The following is a 16,672-nucleotide window of genomic DNA, read 5'->3' as shown; positions in this document are numbered from 1 at the left end:
CCCGTCCAGCCATTTGCCGGACAGACGCCACGGTGTTTTACGCTTCCTTCTGCTCCGCGATCTGTGCCACAACTCTCGCGAAGTTGGCCACTGGAGACTGAATGCTTCCCATAAATTTGGAAATGAGCGTATCTCTCGATGGTATCGAAGCCAGCTTCTGAAGGCCTTCTTTGTCGTAGTATTCGCCTTCCACGATACCGCCTTTAAACTCCATCTTATTGTACTCCTTGATAGCGCCATTCAGCACTCTCGCAGGAGCTGTCGCATCATCATAGCTGAAAGCAAATCCGCTCGGTCCCGCAAGGATGTCTTTTATAGCTTCGTATTCAGTACCTTCGATGGCTCTGTTTACCAGAGTATTCTTGTAAACAGTATAGTCCACATCGGCTTCACGAAGCTTTTTTCTCATCTCATCAGCTTCCGCTACCGTAATGCCGATATAGTCGATGACTACGACTGATGCTGCTCTTTCAAACTTATCTTTTATCTCGTCGATTATTACTTGCTTTTGTTTGTAAGCTTCTTTCATTACCGCGCATTCTCCTTTCATAGATTTGATCGATTGCCAGAGGCAATCATCATGACGTCTCTCGTTAAAAGACGCCATGGCGTTTAAGGTACTCTATAAAAAAGCCCTGCTGTCCGCAGGCAGCAAGGCAAATGTATTTACATTGTACCTCGGCGGGAATACATTAAGGATATTCCTTACGGTCCATCCTCCCGCTGTCTACGGCCTATTATATTCTTTTTTGTTTTGTTTCAACTAGCCCAGTTTCATGGCGTTGATCTTGACTCCCGGACCCATAGTCGACGAAACTACTACGCTCTTGAGATACTGGCCCTTCGCCGATGCCGGCTTGGCCTTTATGATAGCTCCCATTATAGCGTTGAAATTATCAGTCAGCTTTTCCTTTCCGAATGAAGTCTTACCTATAGGCGTATGGATTATGTTGGCCTTGTCGAGACGATACTCTACCTTACCGGCCTTAACTTCTTCTATGGCCTTGGCAACATCCATGGTGACCGTACCGGACTTCGGGTTCGGCATCAGGCCCTTAGGCCCCAGCAGCTTACCGAGTCGTCCTACGACGCCCATCATATCCGGAGTCGCGATAACTACATCGAAATCGAACCAGCCTTCGCTCTGGATTTTCTGAGCCATTTCCTCGGCTCCAACGAAATCCGCGCCGGCCTCTTCGGCTTCAGTAGCCTTAGGACCTTTGGCAAAGACAAGAACTGTCTTGGTCTTTCCTACACCGTGAGGGAGAACTATGGCTCCTCTTACCTGCTGGTCCGCATGTCTTCCATCGACACCCAGTCTGGCGTGCAGCTCGACCGTCTCGTCAAACTTTGCCTTCGACGTCTTCACTACGATGTCCATAGCGTCTTCTACATCGTATAATTCAGTTTTATCATATTCCTTTACGGAATCCTGATATTTCTTTCCTCTCTTAGGCATTTCTTTCCTCCTCGTGGTTCTAACGACCAGCCGCGCGCCTCATCGACAGCCGTCCGGTCTCCCACCGTCTGCTAATCTTCAATAACTATTCCCATGCTTCTTGCTGTGCCCTTGATCATTTCCGTCGCTGCCTCGAGGCTTGCGGCATTGAGGTCAGGCATCTTTGTCTTGGCTATCTCTTCAGCCTGCGCTCTGGTCAGCGTTGCGACCTTAGTCTTGTTAGGTTCACCGGATGCTGAATCGAGTCCCGCCGCTTTCTTGAGCAGTACAGCTGCAGGCGGTGTCTTACAGATGAATGAGAATGAATGATCTGCATACACAGTGATCACTACAGGGATTATCATTCCCGGCTGATCTTGCGTTTTAGCGTTGAACTGCTTGCAGAAATCCATGATGTTGACACCATGCTGACCTAAAGCCGGTCCTACAGGCGGCGCTGGATTAGCATTTCCGGCAGGGATCTGAAGCTTGATATAGCCTTCAATCTTCTTTGCCATTTTTTCTCTCCTTTCTTCCTGATTTCCCCACAGGGGATCGATATTGGAACAAAGCCGCATCTTCCGGCATGAGGCCGGCGACAAGCTCTGTTACATACACCGTTGCTCTAGATCTTATCGACCTGAGCGAAATCCAGTTCTACAGGCGTATCTCTTCCGAACATGGATACCTTCGCCTTCAGCGTCTGCTTCTCCATGTTGACCTCTTCAACAACGCCCATGAAATTCTCGAACGGTCCGTTGATGACCTTTACAGTATCACCAACATCTATATCGAGATCTATATATATTTTCTCTATTCCCATTCTCCTTACTTCTTCCTTCGTAAGAGGAATAGGGTCCGAGCCATGTCCTACAAATCCCGTGACTCCTTGTGTATTTCTCACAAGATACCAGGATTCATTGGTCACTATCATCTTTACGAGGACATATCCGGGGAATATCTTTCTCGTCTTGACCTTTCGCTGCCCATTCTTCACCTCTACTCTGTCCTCGGTAGGCACGATAACATCGAGAATAAGGTCTTGCATCCCTCTGTTCTCGACGATCTTTTCTATATTTACCTTAACTTTGTTTTCATGACCGGAATAAGTATGAACTACATACCATTTGGCCTCACCATCGCCTCTCAGACCTTCCAGGCTCTCCAGGTCAAGTTTTTTTTCCTCTTTGTTTTCGTTTTCACACATCGTACTAAAAAGCTCCTGTCCTATCCCTTAGAAACATACGGCTCTTATAGCCGCCAGCACTCCTGTGTCAACTGCCCAGAATACTACCGCAAAGGCTGCACAAGTAGCCAGCACTATGGCGGTAAATGATCCCAGTTCCTTCTTTGTCGGCCATACTACTTTCTTCATCTCCAGCTTCACGCCTTTGAAGTATTCCTTTATGCTGCCTCTCTTCCTCTTCTGAGCAGAGGCAGCCATCGCTCTCTGCCTGTTAGATGTCTGCTTTGCTGCGGCGCCGCCTTTTCCTTTTGACGTTTTTGCCATAGTTCTTCTCCCTTACTTGGTTTCCTTATGAAGCGTATGCTTCTTGCAGAACTTGCAGTACTTGTTCATCTCTATACGATCACTGGTATTTTTCTTGTTCTTCATCGTATTGTAATTTCTCTGCTTGCATTCAGTACAGGCAAGCACAACTTTTACTCTCATATCACTGTCCTCCGTTCAATTCACAAAGTCGGCTCAGCCGATTCGTCGTCCTCGATGATAAACTCCCTTAAAACTCCGTCAACATCACGATAAACGCGACATTTTCTTCGTTATAAAAGTAAGAGCAGATACTGCCCTTATTCGGTTATTCACATAAAGTCGCTAAATAATTGTATATTACCACGTTGTCAATGTCAAGATTTTTCGCGAAAAATATGCAGACAGCCTGTCGGCCGCCTGCATATCCTGACTTTCAGATCGTCTTCAAACCGTCTATTTTTCCGTCATCTCAAGGGCATCTGCCGGGCATACGTCTATGCAGGCCCCGCAACCGATGCACTTATCCTCGTCCAGCTTCCAGTCATCGACCTCTACTTCCAGAGCGTCGGCAGGACATTCATTAGCGCACATGTTGCAGTAAACGCATCTGTCCTCATCCATGACCGGCTTCATCGACACTGCGGCAGGTTTCTCATCCGCCTTGTCGCCGGCTTCACTTTCCGTATCCGAAGGGATACCTATAGTCAGGCACTTCTTAGGACACTTGTCGACGCATGCTCCGCACTTGACACACGCGTCATCATCGACTTTCCAGATTTTTTCCTTTCTGTCGACTTCAAGAGCGTCGCACGGACAATTCTTAGCACACAATCCGCAATAGATGCAGTCATCCTGATCGCAGATCAGCTTCTCATCATCTGTTGACGCTTCAGCTGCCGCCGGAGCTTCTTCTGTTTTTTCCTCAGCCTTTGCCTCTCCAGGCGCGCCGATAATCAGGCACTTCTTAGGACACTTGTCGACACATGCTCCACACTTGACACATGCGTCATCATCGACTTTCCAGATCTTTTCCTTCCTGTCGACTTCAAGAGCGTCGCACGGACAATTTTTAGCGCACAATCCACAATAGATGCAGACATCCTGATCACAGATCAGCTTATCGTCGTCCCCGGAAGCCGCATTCGCGCTGCCGCCTTTATCGTCTTTAGCCGCAGGCTTCTTCACTTCCACATCGACGATATCTATGACCTTTTCCGTACCAGGCTCCGTATACTTAGGGTTCATATCGAGACAGTTTTTCGGACACGCTTCCACGCACTCTCCGCACTGGACACACTGCATCCTGTGTATCTCCCATTTGCCACCCTTTCTGTCTACATTTATAGCGTCGGCCGGACATCTTTTGGAGCATATCCCGCAGAGAATACACTTATCCGCCTCGATATCTATGCTTCCTCTCGTCCTTTCCTGCCATTCTCGTTCCACCACAGGATACATGAGAGTCGCAGGCTTTTTGAATGCGCTTTTCAGTACTGTTTTGGCAATTTTAAAAGCTCCCATTAACTCTCACCTACCTTTCTGTACAACTGATGCAAGGGTCGATAGTCAGCACCATCATCGGTACGTCCGCCAGATCGCAGCCCTGCAGTATTTTAACCAGTGCCGGGATATTCATATTGGTCGGGGTCCTGACACGCATCCTCTTGAGGAATTTCGTGCCGGCTCCTTTGGCATAATAATATGCCTCTCCTCTAGGCTGCTCCAGCCTTACCATATGTTCTCCCTCTACATTTCCTTTGACCGGAACGTCTACCGGACCATCAGGAATCTTCTCAACAGCCTTGACGATGAGATCTATAGACTGGAACACTTCTCCTATTCTCACCTTACATCTCGCATAGCAGTCTCCCGCTTCCTCTATGACAGGTTCGAATCCCAGTTCACCGTATACGCCGTGATTGTCAGTCATTCTCAGATCCTGCACGACGCCGGATCCTCTTGCCACAGGTCCCACCGCGCACAGCTCCATAGCGTCTTCCTTAGAGAGCACGCCTACACCGCACATCCTGTTTTTAACAGAATCGTCCTCGATGAATACATCGGTGATCTCTTTCACTTCAGCTCTGATGCTTTCCAGCTTGGAAGCTATCTCCTTCAGCTCTTCATTGTCGATATCCTTTCTCAGACCACCTACCTTACAGATGGAGAAGATAACTCTTCCTCCTGTAGCTTTCTCGAGGATATCCAGTATAGTCTCCCTTATCCTCCAGCAGTGCATGAACAGACTTTCGAAGCCGAACGCATCAGCCAGAAGTCCGAGCCACAGCAAATGGCTGTGGAGCCTGGACAGCTCGTGGAGTATCGTCCTGAGATATTCAGCTCTCTCCGGTATCTTTACACCCATGGCGCCTTCGATGGAAGCAGCCGCTCCCCATCCGTGTCCAAAGCTGCAAATACCGCAGATACGCTCTATAACATATACCATCTGGGTATAGTCCCTTTTTTCCACCAGCTTTTCCAGTCCTCTATGGATAAATCCGATAGATGGAATGGCTTCCACTACTGTTTCATCTTCGACCACCAGGTCGATGTGAACAGGTTCCGGGAGTACCGGATGCTGTGGTCCGAAAGGAATTATAGTTTTCTTACCCATATTATTACCTTCCTTTCCTATTTCTTCGGATTCCATGGAGTAGGTTCGGCCACCTTGAAGAAATTGCCTTCATAATCCAGCTCCATATGGTTGAACTGGATGCCGAACAGGTCATGCATTTCGTTTTCATATATGAATGCAGGCCAATATACACCTGTTATACTTTCTACTTCATCTCCCTGGGAAATAACCAATCTCAGATTTACCAGCTGATAATCCTTGTCAAACGAATAGATTATCTCAAAGGTGTCGTCTACGACTGTGGCGCAAGCCTGGCCAAATCTATAGCCTTCAGCCTTAAGATCCTTTACCTTGGTCAGAAGCTGGGAAAGTTCTACAGGGGTGAAGTTCTGTTCAACAAATACTCTCTCACTCATCAGTTTTCCCCTCCTTCCTCAGCCGCCTCAGTCTTTTCATTTTCCTCAGCTGCCATGTCCTCGGCGATCTCCTGGTTCTTCGCCAGTTTTTCTCTCTTTTCCTGGAGCACAGCCAGACCCTTTACTACGCCGTCTATTATGGCCTCCGGTCTTGCCGCGCAGCCCGGAACGTACACATCTACCGGGATAACGGTGTCTACACCGCCCATGATATTATAGCACTGTTTGAAAATGCCTGCCGAGCAAGCACATATGCCTACGGCCACTACCACCTTAGGCTCAGGCATCTGCTCATATATCTGTTTTACGACATCCTTGTTCTGCTCGTTAACAGAGCCGGTAACCAGGAATACATCCGCGTGTTTCGGGTTACCTGTATTTATGATACCGAATCGTTCCACGTCATACATAGGTGTAAGACATGCCAGAACTTCTATATCACATCCGTTGCAGCTGGAGCCGTCATAATGGATTACCCATGGTGATTTTGCAATATATGACATTTCTACACCTCCTTTAAACTATCAGATACAGCACGAAAATATTGATAACGCCGCAGATGAGAGCTACTATCCACGCCGATTTGAAAGCGAACTGCCACTTCATTCTGGCGAAGCTGTTGTCTATGAGAACTTCGAAGAAGTAGGCAACGACAGCTACGACTACTCCTATTATCGTTCCCCATACAGTGCCATTGGCGAAGAACAGGAATACGAATCCCAGCAGGAATACGTTTTCATACCAGTGAGATATCTCTATCCATCCCAGCGTTCTTCCGGAAAACTCTGTAGTCAGACCTCTTACCAGCTCCTGATGAGCGTGGTGAGACATACTCAGATCGAACGGCGATTTCCTGAACTTGATAGTCAGGATAAATACGAAACCGATGAATATACCTATCAAAGGCAGGAACGGCATCGAGATCCCTTTCATGATGTCGCTTACGGTAAAGCTTCCGCAATACATGTAGAAGCCTATAGCCGTCATCAGCACCATCGGTTCATAAGCCATCATCTGCAACAGTTCACGCTCAGCACCCACCTGTGCATATGGCGAGTTGGATGAAAAGGCTGCTATGATGAGGAACGCACTGGCTACTGTCAATGTGAATATGACCAGCAGCAGGTCTCCCCCTCCAAAGAATATGGCTCCGGAAGCCATCACAAAGATGACGAAGATGAGGACATAATAGTCCTGAACTCTCGTTACCGTCTGTTTTTCCTTTTCAAAGAGCTTCAATACGTCGTAGAAAGGCTGAAGAACAGGAGGGCCTACTCTTCTCTGCATCCTTGCCGACAATTTTCTGTCAAGACCTGCCAGAAGACCTCCTGCCAAAGGAGCCAGGATCAGGTATGCGATTATGGATATTACATTCTCGATAATCATTACGCGACACCTCCCAACAAGCTGACAAGGGTTCCGATCATAACACCGATCCCTATTACCAACATGGCGGTAGTCAATATACCACCTATGAGATTCATCTTCTTTTCTCCGAAGTAGCTGTCCATATGCCAGTTCCTCAGTGTGAACGCAACATCTTTGCCCATGGAGCCACGATAAGTCCTGTTGTCTCCTTCGTTGACACCGGCAAGATAGATCGGAACGATCTTCTTCTTTGTCTTTCCGAAGCAGAACGCCGTCAACAGCACCAGGACCACCAACATAACGACCATGATGATCATATTGTTGGACGACAACACCGATGTGGCCAGACCGCCAAATACACCTTCGAGATAAGGTACCAGCATGTACATGGAGATGAGCGGGAAGATAAGACATACCACGATAGTAAGTCCTGTCAATGTTCCCTGTACAAACCATTCTTCCTTATGTACATCCTGTTGTATATTCTTTTCATTGGCAACGATGGCCGAAAGCTTACCCATCCACTTTATCCAGTAGAAGGCTGTAACGGCACTTCCGAAGCAAATTATCCCTACCAGGATGAAATTGCCCGAATCCACAAAGGACGTCATCGCCGCCCATTTTGATATCAGCATACCGAACGGAGCCAGGAACATTCCTGCGATACCTATAAGCATGAAGCTTGCCAGTCTAGGCATTCTCACAAAGAGACCGTCCATATCCTCGATATCCCTGCTTCCGATATTGTGTTCGGCAGTACCTACGCACAGGAACAGCAGAGACTTGGTAACCGCATGGAATATTATCAGCATTATTCCTGCCCATACAGCCTCGGCAGTACCTATGCCGCCGCATGTAACAATCAGACCCAGGTTTGCTATAGTCGAATACGCCAGCACTCTCTTGGCATTGCTCTGAGATATGGCGGCGAAGGAGGCCATCAGGAACGTTATCCCGCCGACCATCATCGTCATTATCCCTGCGAAGTTGCCCATGCCGAGAACAGGCGACAGCTTTATTATCATGAATACTCCGGCCTTTACCATCGTAGATGAGTGAAGGAGAGCTGATGTAGGCGTCGGTGCTACCATGGCACCCAGGAGCCAGCTGTTGAACGGCATCTGAGCCGCTTTTGTGATACCGGCGAAAGCAAAGAATGCTGCCGGGATAGCTACGATCTCGCCGTAAACGGAGCCGACCATCAGCATCGTATCGAGCTCTATCGTACCGAATACCGTTCCCAGTATAACGATCCCGACTGCGAAGCTCAGACCTCCGAGAAGGTTCATGATCAGCGCTCTGAACGCGTTATTGGTCGCTTCCTTGGTCCTGGTAAAACCGATGAGCCAGAAGGACGACAGGCTGGTGATCTCCCAGAAGAAGTACATCCAGATCATGTTGTTGGATGTTACCAGACCTACCATAGCGCCCAGGAAGATGAACATCACGAAGAAGAACCAAGGTCTTCTGTCCGGCTGATCCGAATGGTGATGCTGAAAATCTTTCATGTACCCCAACGCATAAACAGTTATCAAAGAGCCAATAATACCAATAATCAATATCATGATTATCGAAAGTCTGTCAACATACATGTTGCTTCTGACTTCAATGCCGTGTGCTTTAGTAAGCTCAAACCAAATCAACAGAGGAGTTTGGATGACAGCGAAAAGAGACGCCAGATATTTCTTATGCTTGATGCCGATTATGATGATATATATCGCAAGCAGCGCTTCGATAGCCATCATAATGTAGTTGACAAATTCGGCGTGGAACTCGAACGAAGTCCCGCCCGATTTGAAATACTGGACAGCCACGACGATGGATGCCGCCGCGATGACTATCGCCGCCAGCTTGACAACCACGTCTCTGACCTTATCCCCCTTGCTTACTAAAAGAATCAAGGCAATAATTATTGGAAATCCAATAAGAAAAAGAATAGTGCCCATATAATCCTCCTAATAACAAAAACTAACCGAGCTATAAATTCTCATGCTTATTATACATATATATATATGAAATAATCAAGCCAAATCCAATATGCGAAATACTCTGAAAATTGCTCTATTCGTTGGTTTTTCACCTGATTGGGGCCCTGTTAATTATTTCGCAAACTTATACAGAAAACGCCAACAACATTGTTGCCGCTTTGGAGGTATTTTTTTGAAAAAGGTCTACGATATCGTCATAATCGGAGGCGGAACCGCTGGCATGACTGCTGCCATATACGGCTGCCGTTCCGGGAAAAAAGTGTTGATAATAGAACGCAGCGTCTTCGGCGGGCAGATAATATCCACGCCGGAGATCGAGAATTATCCAGGACTCATTTCGCCCAAAGGCCATACTTTTGCTGCCGATCTCTTCCGGCAGATCGAATCGCTGGATGTTGAAAAAGCCAGTGACGAGATCTTATCAGCAGCATATGAAGACGGGCTCTTTACTGTTCGCGGGAAAATCAGTGTCTATACCGGTCGTTCTCTCATCATAGCAGTCGGTACGAAAAACCGGAAACTGGGTCTTCCGGGCGAAGAATCATTTACAGGCCGTGGAATATCGTACTGCGCTACCTGCGACGGAGCCTTTTACAAAGCCAGGGACGTAGCCGTGGCAGGAGGAGGAAGCACTGCGCTGGAAGAGGCTCTCTATCTGTCCCTCCTGTGCAGAAAAGTCTACCTCATCCACAGACGGAACAGCTTTTCAGGGGAAGCCGCTCTCGTCAAGAGGGTCGGCAGCACCAGCAACATAGTTGCCCTTCTCGACACTGAGATCAGGGATCTTCGTGGGAAAGATCGCCTCGACAGCATCGAGATATCCTCCGGGCATATCGCCGGCGAAGGTTCGATCCGTATTCTCCGGATACAGGGACTTTTCATAGCTATAGGCCAAATACCGCAAAACACGCCCTTCGCCCACCTGGCAGACATGGACAGCTGCGGCTACATCATCGCAGGCGAATCATGCATGACAAAGACACCAGGCGTCTTCGCCGCGGGAGATTGCAGGACAAAAGAGCTGAGGCAACTGGTAACAGCCGCGGCTGACGGAGCCTCTGCCGCAGCCAACGCCGTGAAATTCCTCGAAAAATGAAACCGCCGTTTCCTTTAATCGGAACGACGGTCTTGATTCGTAATATCGCTTATATCTTATCCAAGTTCTAATTTTCTTTTGCTGTTTCCACTTTCCTCGATACCAGGAACAATACTATACACGCTACCGCGCACACAGCCGTGAGTATATAAAGCCCGGTCCCGATGACATTCACTATCACATTTACATCAAATTTTTCCAGGATACCATCGAAATAGTCTCCCGAACCCCACGAGTCCGCTGTTCCCCAGCCTTCGTACCACGGCATGAACACACAGGCGACCACATTCATGATGGTCATGAGCAGGAAGAGGAATGACATCCTTTTCGTGTCTCCCACAGCCAGGCCTGTTTTCGGATTGGACGGGAATGCCGTAGGATCCTTCTTCGTGAGCCCGCCATACCTTTTTCTCCATATAGTATAGAGGATCGGACCTGTCAGGATACCTACCATTCCACCCAGATAATAGTCGGAGCCGTTGATGAAAAACGCGAATATGGCCACACATATAGGAACGATGCATATCAGCGCCAGGAAACCGAACCCTCCCGGTATCCTGAATTTATATTCATCCTGCGGTATTCGCTTTCTCAGTATCATAGCCGAGATGTATACCATTATATATGATGCGACCAGCAGGCATACATCCAGTACGATAATGAATCCGAACGGCAGCATACAGAGTATCAGATTGACGATACCTACAGAAAGCACCGATATGTACGGAACACCGTGCTTCTTATCGCACCTGACCAGTATCGGCGGAGCCAGATGGTCATCGGCCAACGAGAAGAACCCTCTGGAACCAGAGGCTATATATGTATTATATATCGAGCACTGTGCCAGTATGGCGACTACTACGAAGAAGACACCCATCGCCGGTCCCCAGAACATCTCGCACACGTCCGCATATCCTACCATGCCGGCTTCGGTACCCCAATTCTCCCACTGTCCCATGGAACCGAGTCCGGCTACTGTAGGGAAAATGTATACAGCCATGATGAGAGGTATCGTTATCAGCGTTCCCTTAGGTATGACCTGTGGATTCGCCACTTCCCCCGCTATGGTGGACATGGACTCATATCCCGAATACATCCACATCCCTATGGAAATGCCTCCGGCAATGAAGAAGAACCAGTCGCCGATACCATTTGCCTCGTAGGCCGTTATCTGGAATGAAATATCTGTCCCTTCGCCCCAGTTCATGAAACCGCACACAGCGACCATCCCGAAAGCGACCATTACCAGTATGGAAAGTATCGTGCTCACTATCCCCACATCTTTCACACCTCTCACGTTGATATATGTGAAGACAATTATCATCAACGCCTTGATGGCAAACTCCGCGACACCTCCCAGATCCCACTGAGATGCAGCATATCCGCCTGCCAGTATTACATAAAGTGTATTGTCGATATATATGGAAATAGTTCTCCACCATCCTGCCTGGAAGCCCCAGAATTCTCCGAGAGCCTCCTGCACCCATTTATAATATCCACCTTCCTGCGGTCTTACCGACCCCAGCTCTGAAGCCACCAGCCCAAATGGCAGTCCCCATACGAAAGGTAATACACAAAGCATGATTATCGTAAGCCCGGGACCGCACTCTGGAATCATTTCCTCTATGCCGTAACACCCTGCAGCCACCAGACAGAAAATCATGAAAACTACTGTCGAGACCTTTATGTCGTGCTTTTTCAAGCCATGATCTTGAGTCTCAACAGCTTGTCTACTCCCCTGCTGACTCATTTTTTACCTCCTAGCAATACAATGAACGCGATAATTACGTGAGATATTATATCATCCAAGCGAAAAGTTTCATTACTTTTAGACTATAAAAAAAAATACAGCAACTCCGTTAATTTTTTTCCTAAAAATTGTTTTTTCCTTAAATATTCGGAAAGTTTAACCGGTATTTCACGAAATTTCCTGATCAGGATATTTCATTTCGATATTTACCAGAAAAAGAAATATACCACGAGAGCCGCTATTCCCGGGAGACCCAAAGCTCCTGCCGCAAAAGCCGTGATGAGATTCACAGGCACCGTGATACCGATCGCGCCGCCAAAAAAATTCAAGATCACCAGCAATGCTCCGCCCGCTGCTCCGTTGAGCAGCAGCTTCAGCATGAACCTGGCAGGAATGACAAGCATTTTCCCGAAAAAGAATATCAGCGCTATCCCCGCCGCATACGCCAGAAATATTCCGGCTTCCATTCCCACGTCCATCATATCCTCCATCATCCAGCTGCCTTGCGTCAGCGTCAAAAAACGTCATTCCCCACATGGTAAAAAAATAAGAGACGACAGTTCTCGTCTCTTAAATATATTCTCAAATCGGGCGTTCTATTACAGCAGCCTTCGGAAAATCCCGGGCGACCGTACCGGCTTACAGCTCCCGCCGCCCTTCCATAGCCTTCAGCAGTGTCACTTCATCTGCGTATTCCAGATCTCCTCCCACCGGTATCCCGTGAGCTATCCTTGTGACCTTTATCCCGGAAGGCTTGATGAGCCTGGCTATATACATAGCGGTAGCTTCTCCTTCAATGTTAGGATTGGTAGCGATAATAAGCTCTTTTACATCTTCGTCCTGAAGACGCATGATAAGGCTCTTGAGATTGATGTCATCGGGACCTATGCCGTCCATAGGAGATATCGCTCCGTGAAGCACATGGTAATATCCTCTGTACTCCCTTATCTTCTCCATGGCCACTACATCCTTTGGGCTTTCCACCACGCAGATGACGCTCTTATCGCGGCTTTCATCAGCACATATGGCACACGGATCCATATCGGTCAGGTTCCCGCATACCGAACAGTATGTCATTGACCTTTTCGCGTCGCTTATAGCCTCTGCCAGCTCCATGGCCGACTTATCATCCATGGACAGGATATGAAATGCCAGCCTTTGAGCTGTCTTTCCCCCTATACCGGGCAGCTTGGCCAACTCGTTTATCAGACGGTTCAGCGGTTTCGCATAGTATTTCATATTTCTACAGTCCCGGTATGCCCAGCCCAGCCGTCAGTTTATTCATTTCGTTCTGGGAGATCTCTTCCATCTGTCTCAGCGCCTCGTTTGCCGCTACCATTATCAGATCCTGCAGCATCTCTATATCTTCAGGGTCTACGACTTCCGGCTTTATGACGATATCCTTTATCTCTTTCTTTCCTGTTACGGTCACCGTAACAGCGCCTCCTCCCGATGAAGCCGTCGCTTCCATCTCGTTTATCTCCGCCTGAAGCTCATCCATCTTGCGCTGCATAGCCTGCATCTGCTGCATCTGCTTCTGCATATTCCCCATGCCCGGCGCTTTCGGTTTTTTCCCTGCTCTCATTCCTTTTCCCATATTTCGTTTCCTTTCTTTCAGCGGTCATGCTCAAAGTCCGCCCTTCGTTAGATCATCTTATTTCCACATCTATCCCGAGGATATCCCCGGCTTCCCTGGCTATATCCTCCGCCTGTCTGCCATTCTTGGATCCGCTGCTTTCACCTTTCATGACGACCTTCATTGTCCTGCGCTTTCCCGTATGCTTTTCCATCAGGTCCTCCAGCAATTGTCTGTTGTTCTCGGCGTGGCTTTTCACATGTTCCGACGAAGCCGTTACCGTAAACTCATACTGACCGATATCTGTCAACGCCGCTCCGCTGCCTATTATATAGAAGCTCCCCTTGGCAGCCTCCCCATCCTCAAAGACAGCCTTCCACAGGGCATCGCAATCGTACCGGGGCTGTTGATCATACCCGGTATTTTCCTGACTGCTGTCCGCGTCCTGTCCCGGTCTGCGCTCCTCGCCTTCCGCGCTTTTTCCATCACCATCAGCTGCGTTTCGGTCTTCGCCGCTCGCTTTTCCCGTCGCTGCCGGTCCCATTGACGAATCTGAGACTGTCTGTCCCTTCACCGCAGTGCGTGCTGCCCGTTCCTCCGCTCCGCGCATACTGTAGACATCGGCAGACATGGTCACTGCAGCCAGCTCCAGCAGGATCCTGGGCTGAGTAGACCATTTCGCTTCCCTCATGGTTTTAGACAGCTCCAATATCCCTCTGTTTATATCCGCCAGCTCTATGCTCTCACTCTGTTTCCTTATCCTCTCTATATTCTCGACAGACATATTTATCACATTCTGAGGGTCCCTGATGAACTTGGCCATCAGTAAATTCCTATAATGATTCACCCAGTCACGAATGAACTGTCTCACATCTTTACCGTCAGAAAGGACTTCGTCTACGAGCACCAGAGCGTCAGCAGTCTTTCCTTTTCTCACCATATCAGTCAGTTCTATGAAGATTTCCTCACCGGAAGCTCCTAAAAACTCCAATACATCTTTAGCGCCCACATGAGTATCGCCGCCGGATATACACTGATCCAATATGCTGAGTCCGTCTCTGACCGATCCATCGGCATTAGCCGCTATTATCCTCAGCGCGTCTTCAGACACGTCTATCTCACGTTTACTGCAGATCTCGGCCATACCCTTTATCAGCACGGCTTCCGGCACACGTTTGAAATCAAGCCTCATGCATCTGGACAGTATAGTGGCTGGCAGTTTCTGAGGCTCCGTCGTCGCCAGGATGAAGACCACATATCCGGGTGGTTCCTCCAACGTCTTAAGAAGGGCGTTGAATGCCCCCGGAGAAAGCATGTGGACCTCGTCTATGATATATACCTTTTTCCGGCCCACAGCAGGCGGATATTTGACGCTTTCACGCAGCTCCCTTATGTTGTCCACCCCGTTATTGGAAGCGGCATCTATCTCTATCACATCGATATACGTCCCTTCCTTTATGGAATTGCAGACACTGCAGTGTCCGCATGGTCTCTGCCCCTCCTCTGCCGTGCAGTTGAGGCCTTTGGCCAGTATCCTGGCCGTAGTAGTCTTCCCCGTACCTCTCGTACCGCAGAACAGGTAAGCGTGACTGGTGCTGTCTGAATCTATTTGATTTTTAAGTATTTTTACGATATGCTCCTGTCCCAGTATCTCGTCGAAGACTTCGGGACGATAGGCTCTGTACAATGCTGTGTACATCAGGTATCCTTTCTTTCGACCTTTCATCCGCCCAATCGGGCAAAATATAAATTGCCCTTTGAAAGCTCCGCAGGCGTAGGAGAAGGCTTATCTGCGGCACATAAGAGCTTCCGCTTATTGCTGCTTCCTTCCGGACCTGACAAGGTTCACGGCGTCCTATTGCGCAGGACCCAAACCATGCGAGCGGAACCATCAAAAGGCAATTTATCTCTATGATTATATTATGTTTGAGAAGCCACGTCAAGGGGTATGTAGCTCATTCCAGTCTGCGCCTACTTCCCCACCACCTTATATATCTCATCCGCATATGGTGGTTCTATCTCAGTCAGGCAGTCTCCCGAACTGTCCATGACGCCGAAGCTCTCCTCTTCCACCTGGCCTATGATAGTACATTTTATCCCAGCCGCGTCCATAGCGGCCAGCATCTCCTCTTTCTTCGCCTTTGGCGTCACTATGACCATAGCGCCGCTGGAAATCAGGCGAGTAGGATCGATATGGAAAAAATCGCAGATCTTCTCTGTCTCCGGCTCTACAGGTATCTCATCCGACCACACCCGGGCTCCCTTATGAGAGATCTGACACATCTCCCAGACAGCCCCCATGACACCGCCTTCTGTTATGTCGTGCATACCGTGAGTCCCTACCTTCCCGGCCACTACACCTTCCGGTACGACACTGACCATATCGAGGAATGATTTGGCGCGCGCCAGCTCCTCTTCTGTCAGTACATCCATCAGCTTTTTCTCATGGTCGCAGGCGATGATCCCGCTTCCCTCCAAGCCGATGGATTTGCTTATCATTATGTAGTCGCCAGGCACCATATCGTCGCCGCTCTGGGAATGGCCTGCCAGAGTCTTGCCGATGGCTGTCGACACTATCACAGGCTGATTGACAGCGGGCGTGATCTCCGTATGACCTCCGATGACCTCCACTCCCAGACGTCCGGCCGTCTCGGCGGCCTGCCCCATGATATGCTCCACATCATCTTCCGTCGTCCCCTCCGGCAGCATCACTGCCAGCATGATGCCCAGAGGCTGAACTCCATTGGAAGCTATATCATTACACGTTATATGTATGGAAAGCCTGCCGATATCGTTGACGGCTGCTGTAATGGGATCGGTAGACATAACACAGTCATACTTCTCAAAATCCACCACAGCGCAATCCTCACCTATTCCCGGTCTCACCTTCACATCGTCGCTTCTATAAGTTATCTTATCGAATACCAGCTTCTTCAACAGATCGCTGTCCAGTTTTCCTGTCTTCAGCATAAA

General features: G+C 48.7%; 19 protein-coding genes, 1 other RNA gene and 1 other annotated feature. Of the genes, 1 reads left to right on the top strand and 19 read right to left on the bottom strand.

All coding sequences use genetic code 11. From position 1 onward, the window contains the following. Window positions 1-37 precede the first annotated feature (37 nt). The 12 genes from rplJ to ACQY69_RS11525 form a co-directional block, all read right to left on the bottom strand. Window positions 38-529 (bottom strand): 50S ribosomal protein L10, encoded by a 492-nt coding sequence (gene rplJ, locus ACQY69_RS11580; RefSeq protein ID WP_428260674.1) that lies wholly within the window; start codon window positions 527-529, stop codon window positions 38-40. An 88-nt stretch (window positions 530-617) separates the two neighbouring features. Continuing rightward, window positions 618-751, bottom strand: a sequence feature (ribosomal protein L10 leader region). A gap of 12 nt (window positions 752-763) precedes the next feature. Continuing rightward, on the bottom strand, window positions 764-1,459 hold the full coding sequence (gene rplA / locus ACQY69_RS11575) for a 50S ribosomal protein L1 (protein ID WP_428260673.1): 696 nt from the start codon (window positions 1,457-1,459) through the stop codon (window positions 764-766). 71 nt (window positions 1,460-1,530) lie between these two features. Further along, window positions 1,531-1,956, bottom strand: coding sequence for a 50S ribosomal protein L11 (gene rplK / locus ACQY69_RS11570; protein ID WP_428260672.1), 426 nt, complete (start codon window positions 1,954-1,956; stop codon window positions 1,531-1,533). A gap of 107 nt (window positions 1,957-2,063) precedes the next feature. Next, window positions 2,064-2,645 (bottom strand): transcription termination/antitermination protein NusG, encoded by a 582-nt coding sequence (gene nusG, locus ACQY69_RS11565; RefSeq protein ID WP_428260671.1) that lies wholly within the window; start codon window positions 2,643-2,645, stop codon window positions 2,064-2,066. Window positions 2,646-2,672: 27 nt separating this feature from the next. Continuing rightward, entirely contained in the window at window positions 2,673-2,948 is a 276-nt protein-coding gene (secE, locus tag ACQY69_RS11560) for a preprotein translocase subunit SecE (protein ID WP_428260670.1), read from the bottom strand. 12 nt (window positions 2,949-2,960) lie between these two features. Continuing rightward, on the bottom strand, window positions 2,961-3,110 hold the full coding sequence (gene rpmG, locus ACQY69_RS11555) for a 50S ribosomal protein L33 (protein ID WP_428260669.1): 150 nt from the start codon (window positions 3,108-3,110) through the stop codon (window positions 2,961-2,963). 273 nt (window positions 3,111-3,383) lie between these two features. Beyond that, entirely contained in the window at window positions 3,384-4,451 is a 1,068-nt protein-coding gene (locus ACQY69_RS11550; protein WP_428260668.1) for a 4Fe-4S binding protein, read from the bottom strand. Between the two features lie 10 nt (window positions 4,452-4,461). Next, window positions 4,462-5,544 (bottom strand): nickel-dependent hydrogenase large subunit, encoded by a 1,083-nt coding sequence (locus tag ACQY69_RS11545; protein WP_428260667.1) that lies wholly within the window; start codon window positions 5,542-5,544, stop codon window positions 4,462-4,464. 17 nt (window positions 5,545-5,561) lie between these two features. Continuing rightward, the gene (locus ACQY69_RS11540; RefSeq protein ID WP_428260666.1) at window positions 5,562-5,921 is read right to left on the bottom strand and encodes an NADH-quinone oxidoreductase subunit C; all 360 of its coding nucleotides are present in this window, start codon (window positions 5,919-5,921) and stop codon (window positions 5,562-5,564) included. Continuing rightward, on the bottom strand, window positions 5,921-6,424 hold the full coding sequence (locus ACQY69_RS11535; RefSeq protein ID WP_428260665.1) for an NADH-quinone oxidoreductase subunit B family protein: 504 nt from the start codon (window positions 6,422-6,424) through the stop codon (window positions 5,921-5,923). Before ACQY69_RS11535 ends, ACQY69_RS11540 begins: the two co-directional genes overlap by 1 nt. Window positions 6,425-6,437: 13 nt before the next feature. Further along, window positions 6,438-7,307, bottom strand: coding sequence for a respiratory chain complex I subunit 1 family protein (locus tag ACQY69_RS11530; protein ID WP_428260664.1), 870 nt, complete (start codon window positions 7,305-7,307; stop codon window positions 6,438-6,440). After that, the gene (locus tag ACQY69_RS11525) at window positions 7,307-9,235 is read right to left on the bottom strand and encodes an NADH-quinone oxidoreductase subunit L (protein WP_428260663.1); all 1,929 of its coding nucleotides are present in this window, start codon (window positions 9,233-9,235) and stop codon (window positions 7,307-7,309) included. The genes ACQY69_RS11530 and ACQY69_RS11525 overlap by 1 nt, the downstream gene beginning before the upstream one ends. A 214-nt stretch (window positions 9,236-9,449) precedes the next feature. Between ACQY69_RS11525 and ACQY69_RS11520 the strand changes: the two genes are divergently transcribed. After that, window positions 9,450-10,373: an NAD(P)/FAD-dependent oxidoreductase gene (locus ACQY69_RS11520; protein WP_428260662.1), complete on the top strand. Its 924-nt coding sequence runs from the start codon at window positions 9,450-9,452 to the stop codon at window positions 10,371-10,373. Between the two features lie 67 nt (window positions 10,374-10,440). Here ACQY69_RS11520 and ACQY69_RS11515 read toward each other — a convergent pair whose 3' ends face one another. The 7 genes from ACQY69_RS11515 to ACQY69_RS11485 form a co-directional block, all read right to left on the bottom strand. After that, window positions 10,441-12,123, bottom strand: coding sequence for an APC family permease (locus ACQY69_RS11515; protein WP_428260661.1), 1,683 nt, complete (start codon window positions 12,121-12,123; stop codon window positions 10,441-10,443). 206 nt (window positions 12,124-12,329) lie between these two features. Beyond that, window positions 12,330-12,641, bottom strand: a complete 312-nt coding sequence (locus tag ACQY69_RS11510; RefSeq protein ID WP_428260660.1) for a pro-sigmaK processing inhibitor BofA family protein — start codon at window positions 12,639-12,641, stop codon at window positions 12,330-12,332. Between the two features lie 121 nt (window positions 12,642-12,762). Then, the gene (gene recR, locus ACQY69_RS11505) at window positions 12,763-13,362 is read right to left on the bottom strand and encodes a recombination mediator RecR (RefSeq protein ID WP_428260659.1); all 600 of its coding nucleotides are present in this window, start codon (window positions 13,360-13,362) and stop codon (window positions 12,763-12,765) included. A gap of 4 nt (window positions 13,363-13,366) precedes the next feature. After that, window positions 13,367-13,720: a YbaB/EbfC family nucleoid-associated protein gene (locus tag ACQY69_RS11500; protein ID WP_428260658.1), complete on the bottom strand. Its 354-nt coding sequence runs from the start codon at window positions 13,718-13,720 to the stop codon at window positions 13,367-13,369. 52 nt (window positions 13,721-13,772) lie between these two features. Beyond that, the gene (gene dnaX, locus ACQY69_RS11495; protein WP_428260657.1) at window positions 13,773-15,398 is read right to left on the bottom strand and encodes a DNA polymerase III subunit gamma/tau; all 1,626 of its coding nucleotides are present in this window, start codon (window positions 15,396-15,398) and stop codon (window positions 13,773-13,775) included. 76 nt (window positions 15,399-15,474) lie between these two features. Continuing rightward, an RNA gene (gene ffs, locus ACQY69_RS11490) (signal recognition particle sRNA small type) lies at window positions 15,475-15,574 on the bottom strand. A gap of 96 nt (window positions 15,575-15,670) precedes the next feature. Next, the gene (locus ACQY69_RS11485) at window positions 15,671-16,669 is read right to left on the bottom strand and encodes an AIR synthase family protein (RefSeq protein ID WP_428260656.1); all 999 of its coding nucleotides are present in this window, start codon (window positions 16,667-16,669) and stop codon (window positions 15,671-15,673) included. Window positions 16,670-16,672 lie beyond the last annotated feature (3 nt).

It is taken from the genome of Gallibacter sp. Marseille-QA0791, assembly GCF_965119705.1.
In the GTDB taxonomy this organism is placed as follows: domain Bacteria; phylum Bacillota; class Clostridia; order Peptostreptococcales; family Anaerovoracaceae; genus Lentihominibacter; species Lentihominibacter excrementipullorum.
The sequence above is the reverse complement of the archived record's forward strand: the minus strand, read 5'-3'. Positions and strand labels throughout refer to the sequence as shown.

Coding starts and splice junctions, on each gene's coding strand:
- secE (WP_428260670.1), bottom strand. CDS start 2,948: ATGGCAAAAACGTCAAAAGGAAAAGGCGGCGCCGCAGCAAAGCAGACA.
- ACQY69_RS11545 (WP_428260667.1), bottom strand. CDS start 5,544: ATGGGTAAGAAAACTATAATTCCTTTCGGACCACAGCATCCGGTACTC.
- ACQY69_RS11530 (WP_428260664.1), bottom strand. CDS start 7,307: ATGATTATCGAGAATGTAATATCCATAATCGCATACCTGATCCTGGCT.
- ACQY69_RS11550 (WP_428260668.1), bottom strand. CDS start 4,451: ATGGGAGCTTTTAAAATTGCCAAAACAGTACTGAAAAGCGCATTCAAA.
- ACQY69_RS11535 (WP_428260665.1), bottom strand. CDS start 6,424: ATGTCATATATTGCAAAATCACCATGGGTAATCCATTATGACGGCTCC.
- rplA (WP_428260673.1), bottom strand. CDS start 1,459: ATGCCTAAGAGAGGAAAGAAATATCAGGATTCCGTAAAGGAATATGAT.
- recR (WP_428260659.1), bottom strand. CDS start 13,362: ATGAAATACTATGCGAAACCGCTGAACCGTCTGATAAACGAGTTGGCC.
- rplJ (WP_428260674.1), bottom strand. CDS start 529: ATGAAAGAAGCTTACAAACAAAAGCAAGTAATAATCGACGAGATAAAA.
- ACQY69_RS11525 (WP_428260663.1), bottom strand. CDS start 9,235: ATGGGCACTATTCTTTTTCTTATTGGATTTCCAATAATTATTGCCTTG.
- dnaX (WP_428260657.1), bottom strand. CDS start 15,398: ATGTACACAGCATTGTACAGAGCCTATCGTCCCGAAGTCTTCGACGAG.
- ACQY69_RS11515 (WP_428260661.1), bottom strand. CDS start 12,123: ATGAGTCAGCAGGGGAGTAGACAAGCTGTTGAGACTCAAGATCATGGC.
- rpmG (WP_428260669.1), bottom strand. CDS start 3,110: ATGAGAGTAAAAGTTGTGCTTGCCTGTACTGAATGCAAGCAGAGAAAT.
- rplK (WP_428260672.1), bottom strand. CDS start 1,956: ATGGCAAAGAAGATTGAAGGCTATATCAAGCTTCAGATCCCTGCCGGA.
- ACQY69_RS11540 (WP_428260666.1), bottom strand. CDS start 5,921: ATGAGTGAGAGAGTATTTGTTGAACAGAACTTCACCCCTGTAGAACTT.
- ACQY69_RS11500 (WP_428260658.1), bottom strand. CDS start 13,720: ATGGGAAAAGGAATGAGAGCAGGGAAAAAACCGAAAGCGCCGGGCATG.
- ACQY69_RS11485 (WP_428260656.1), bottom strand. CDS start 16,669: ATGCTGAAGACAGGAAAACTGGACAGCGATCTGTTGAAGAAGCTGGTA.
- nusG (WP_428260671.1), bottom strand. CDS start 2,645: ATGTGTGAAAACGAAAACAAAGAGGAAAAAAAACTTGACCTGGAGAGC.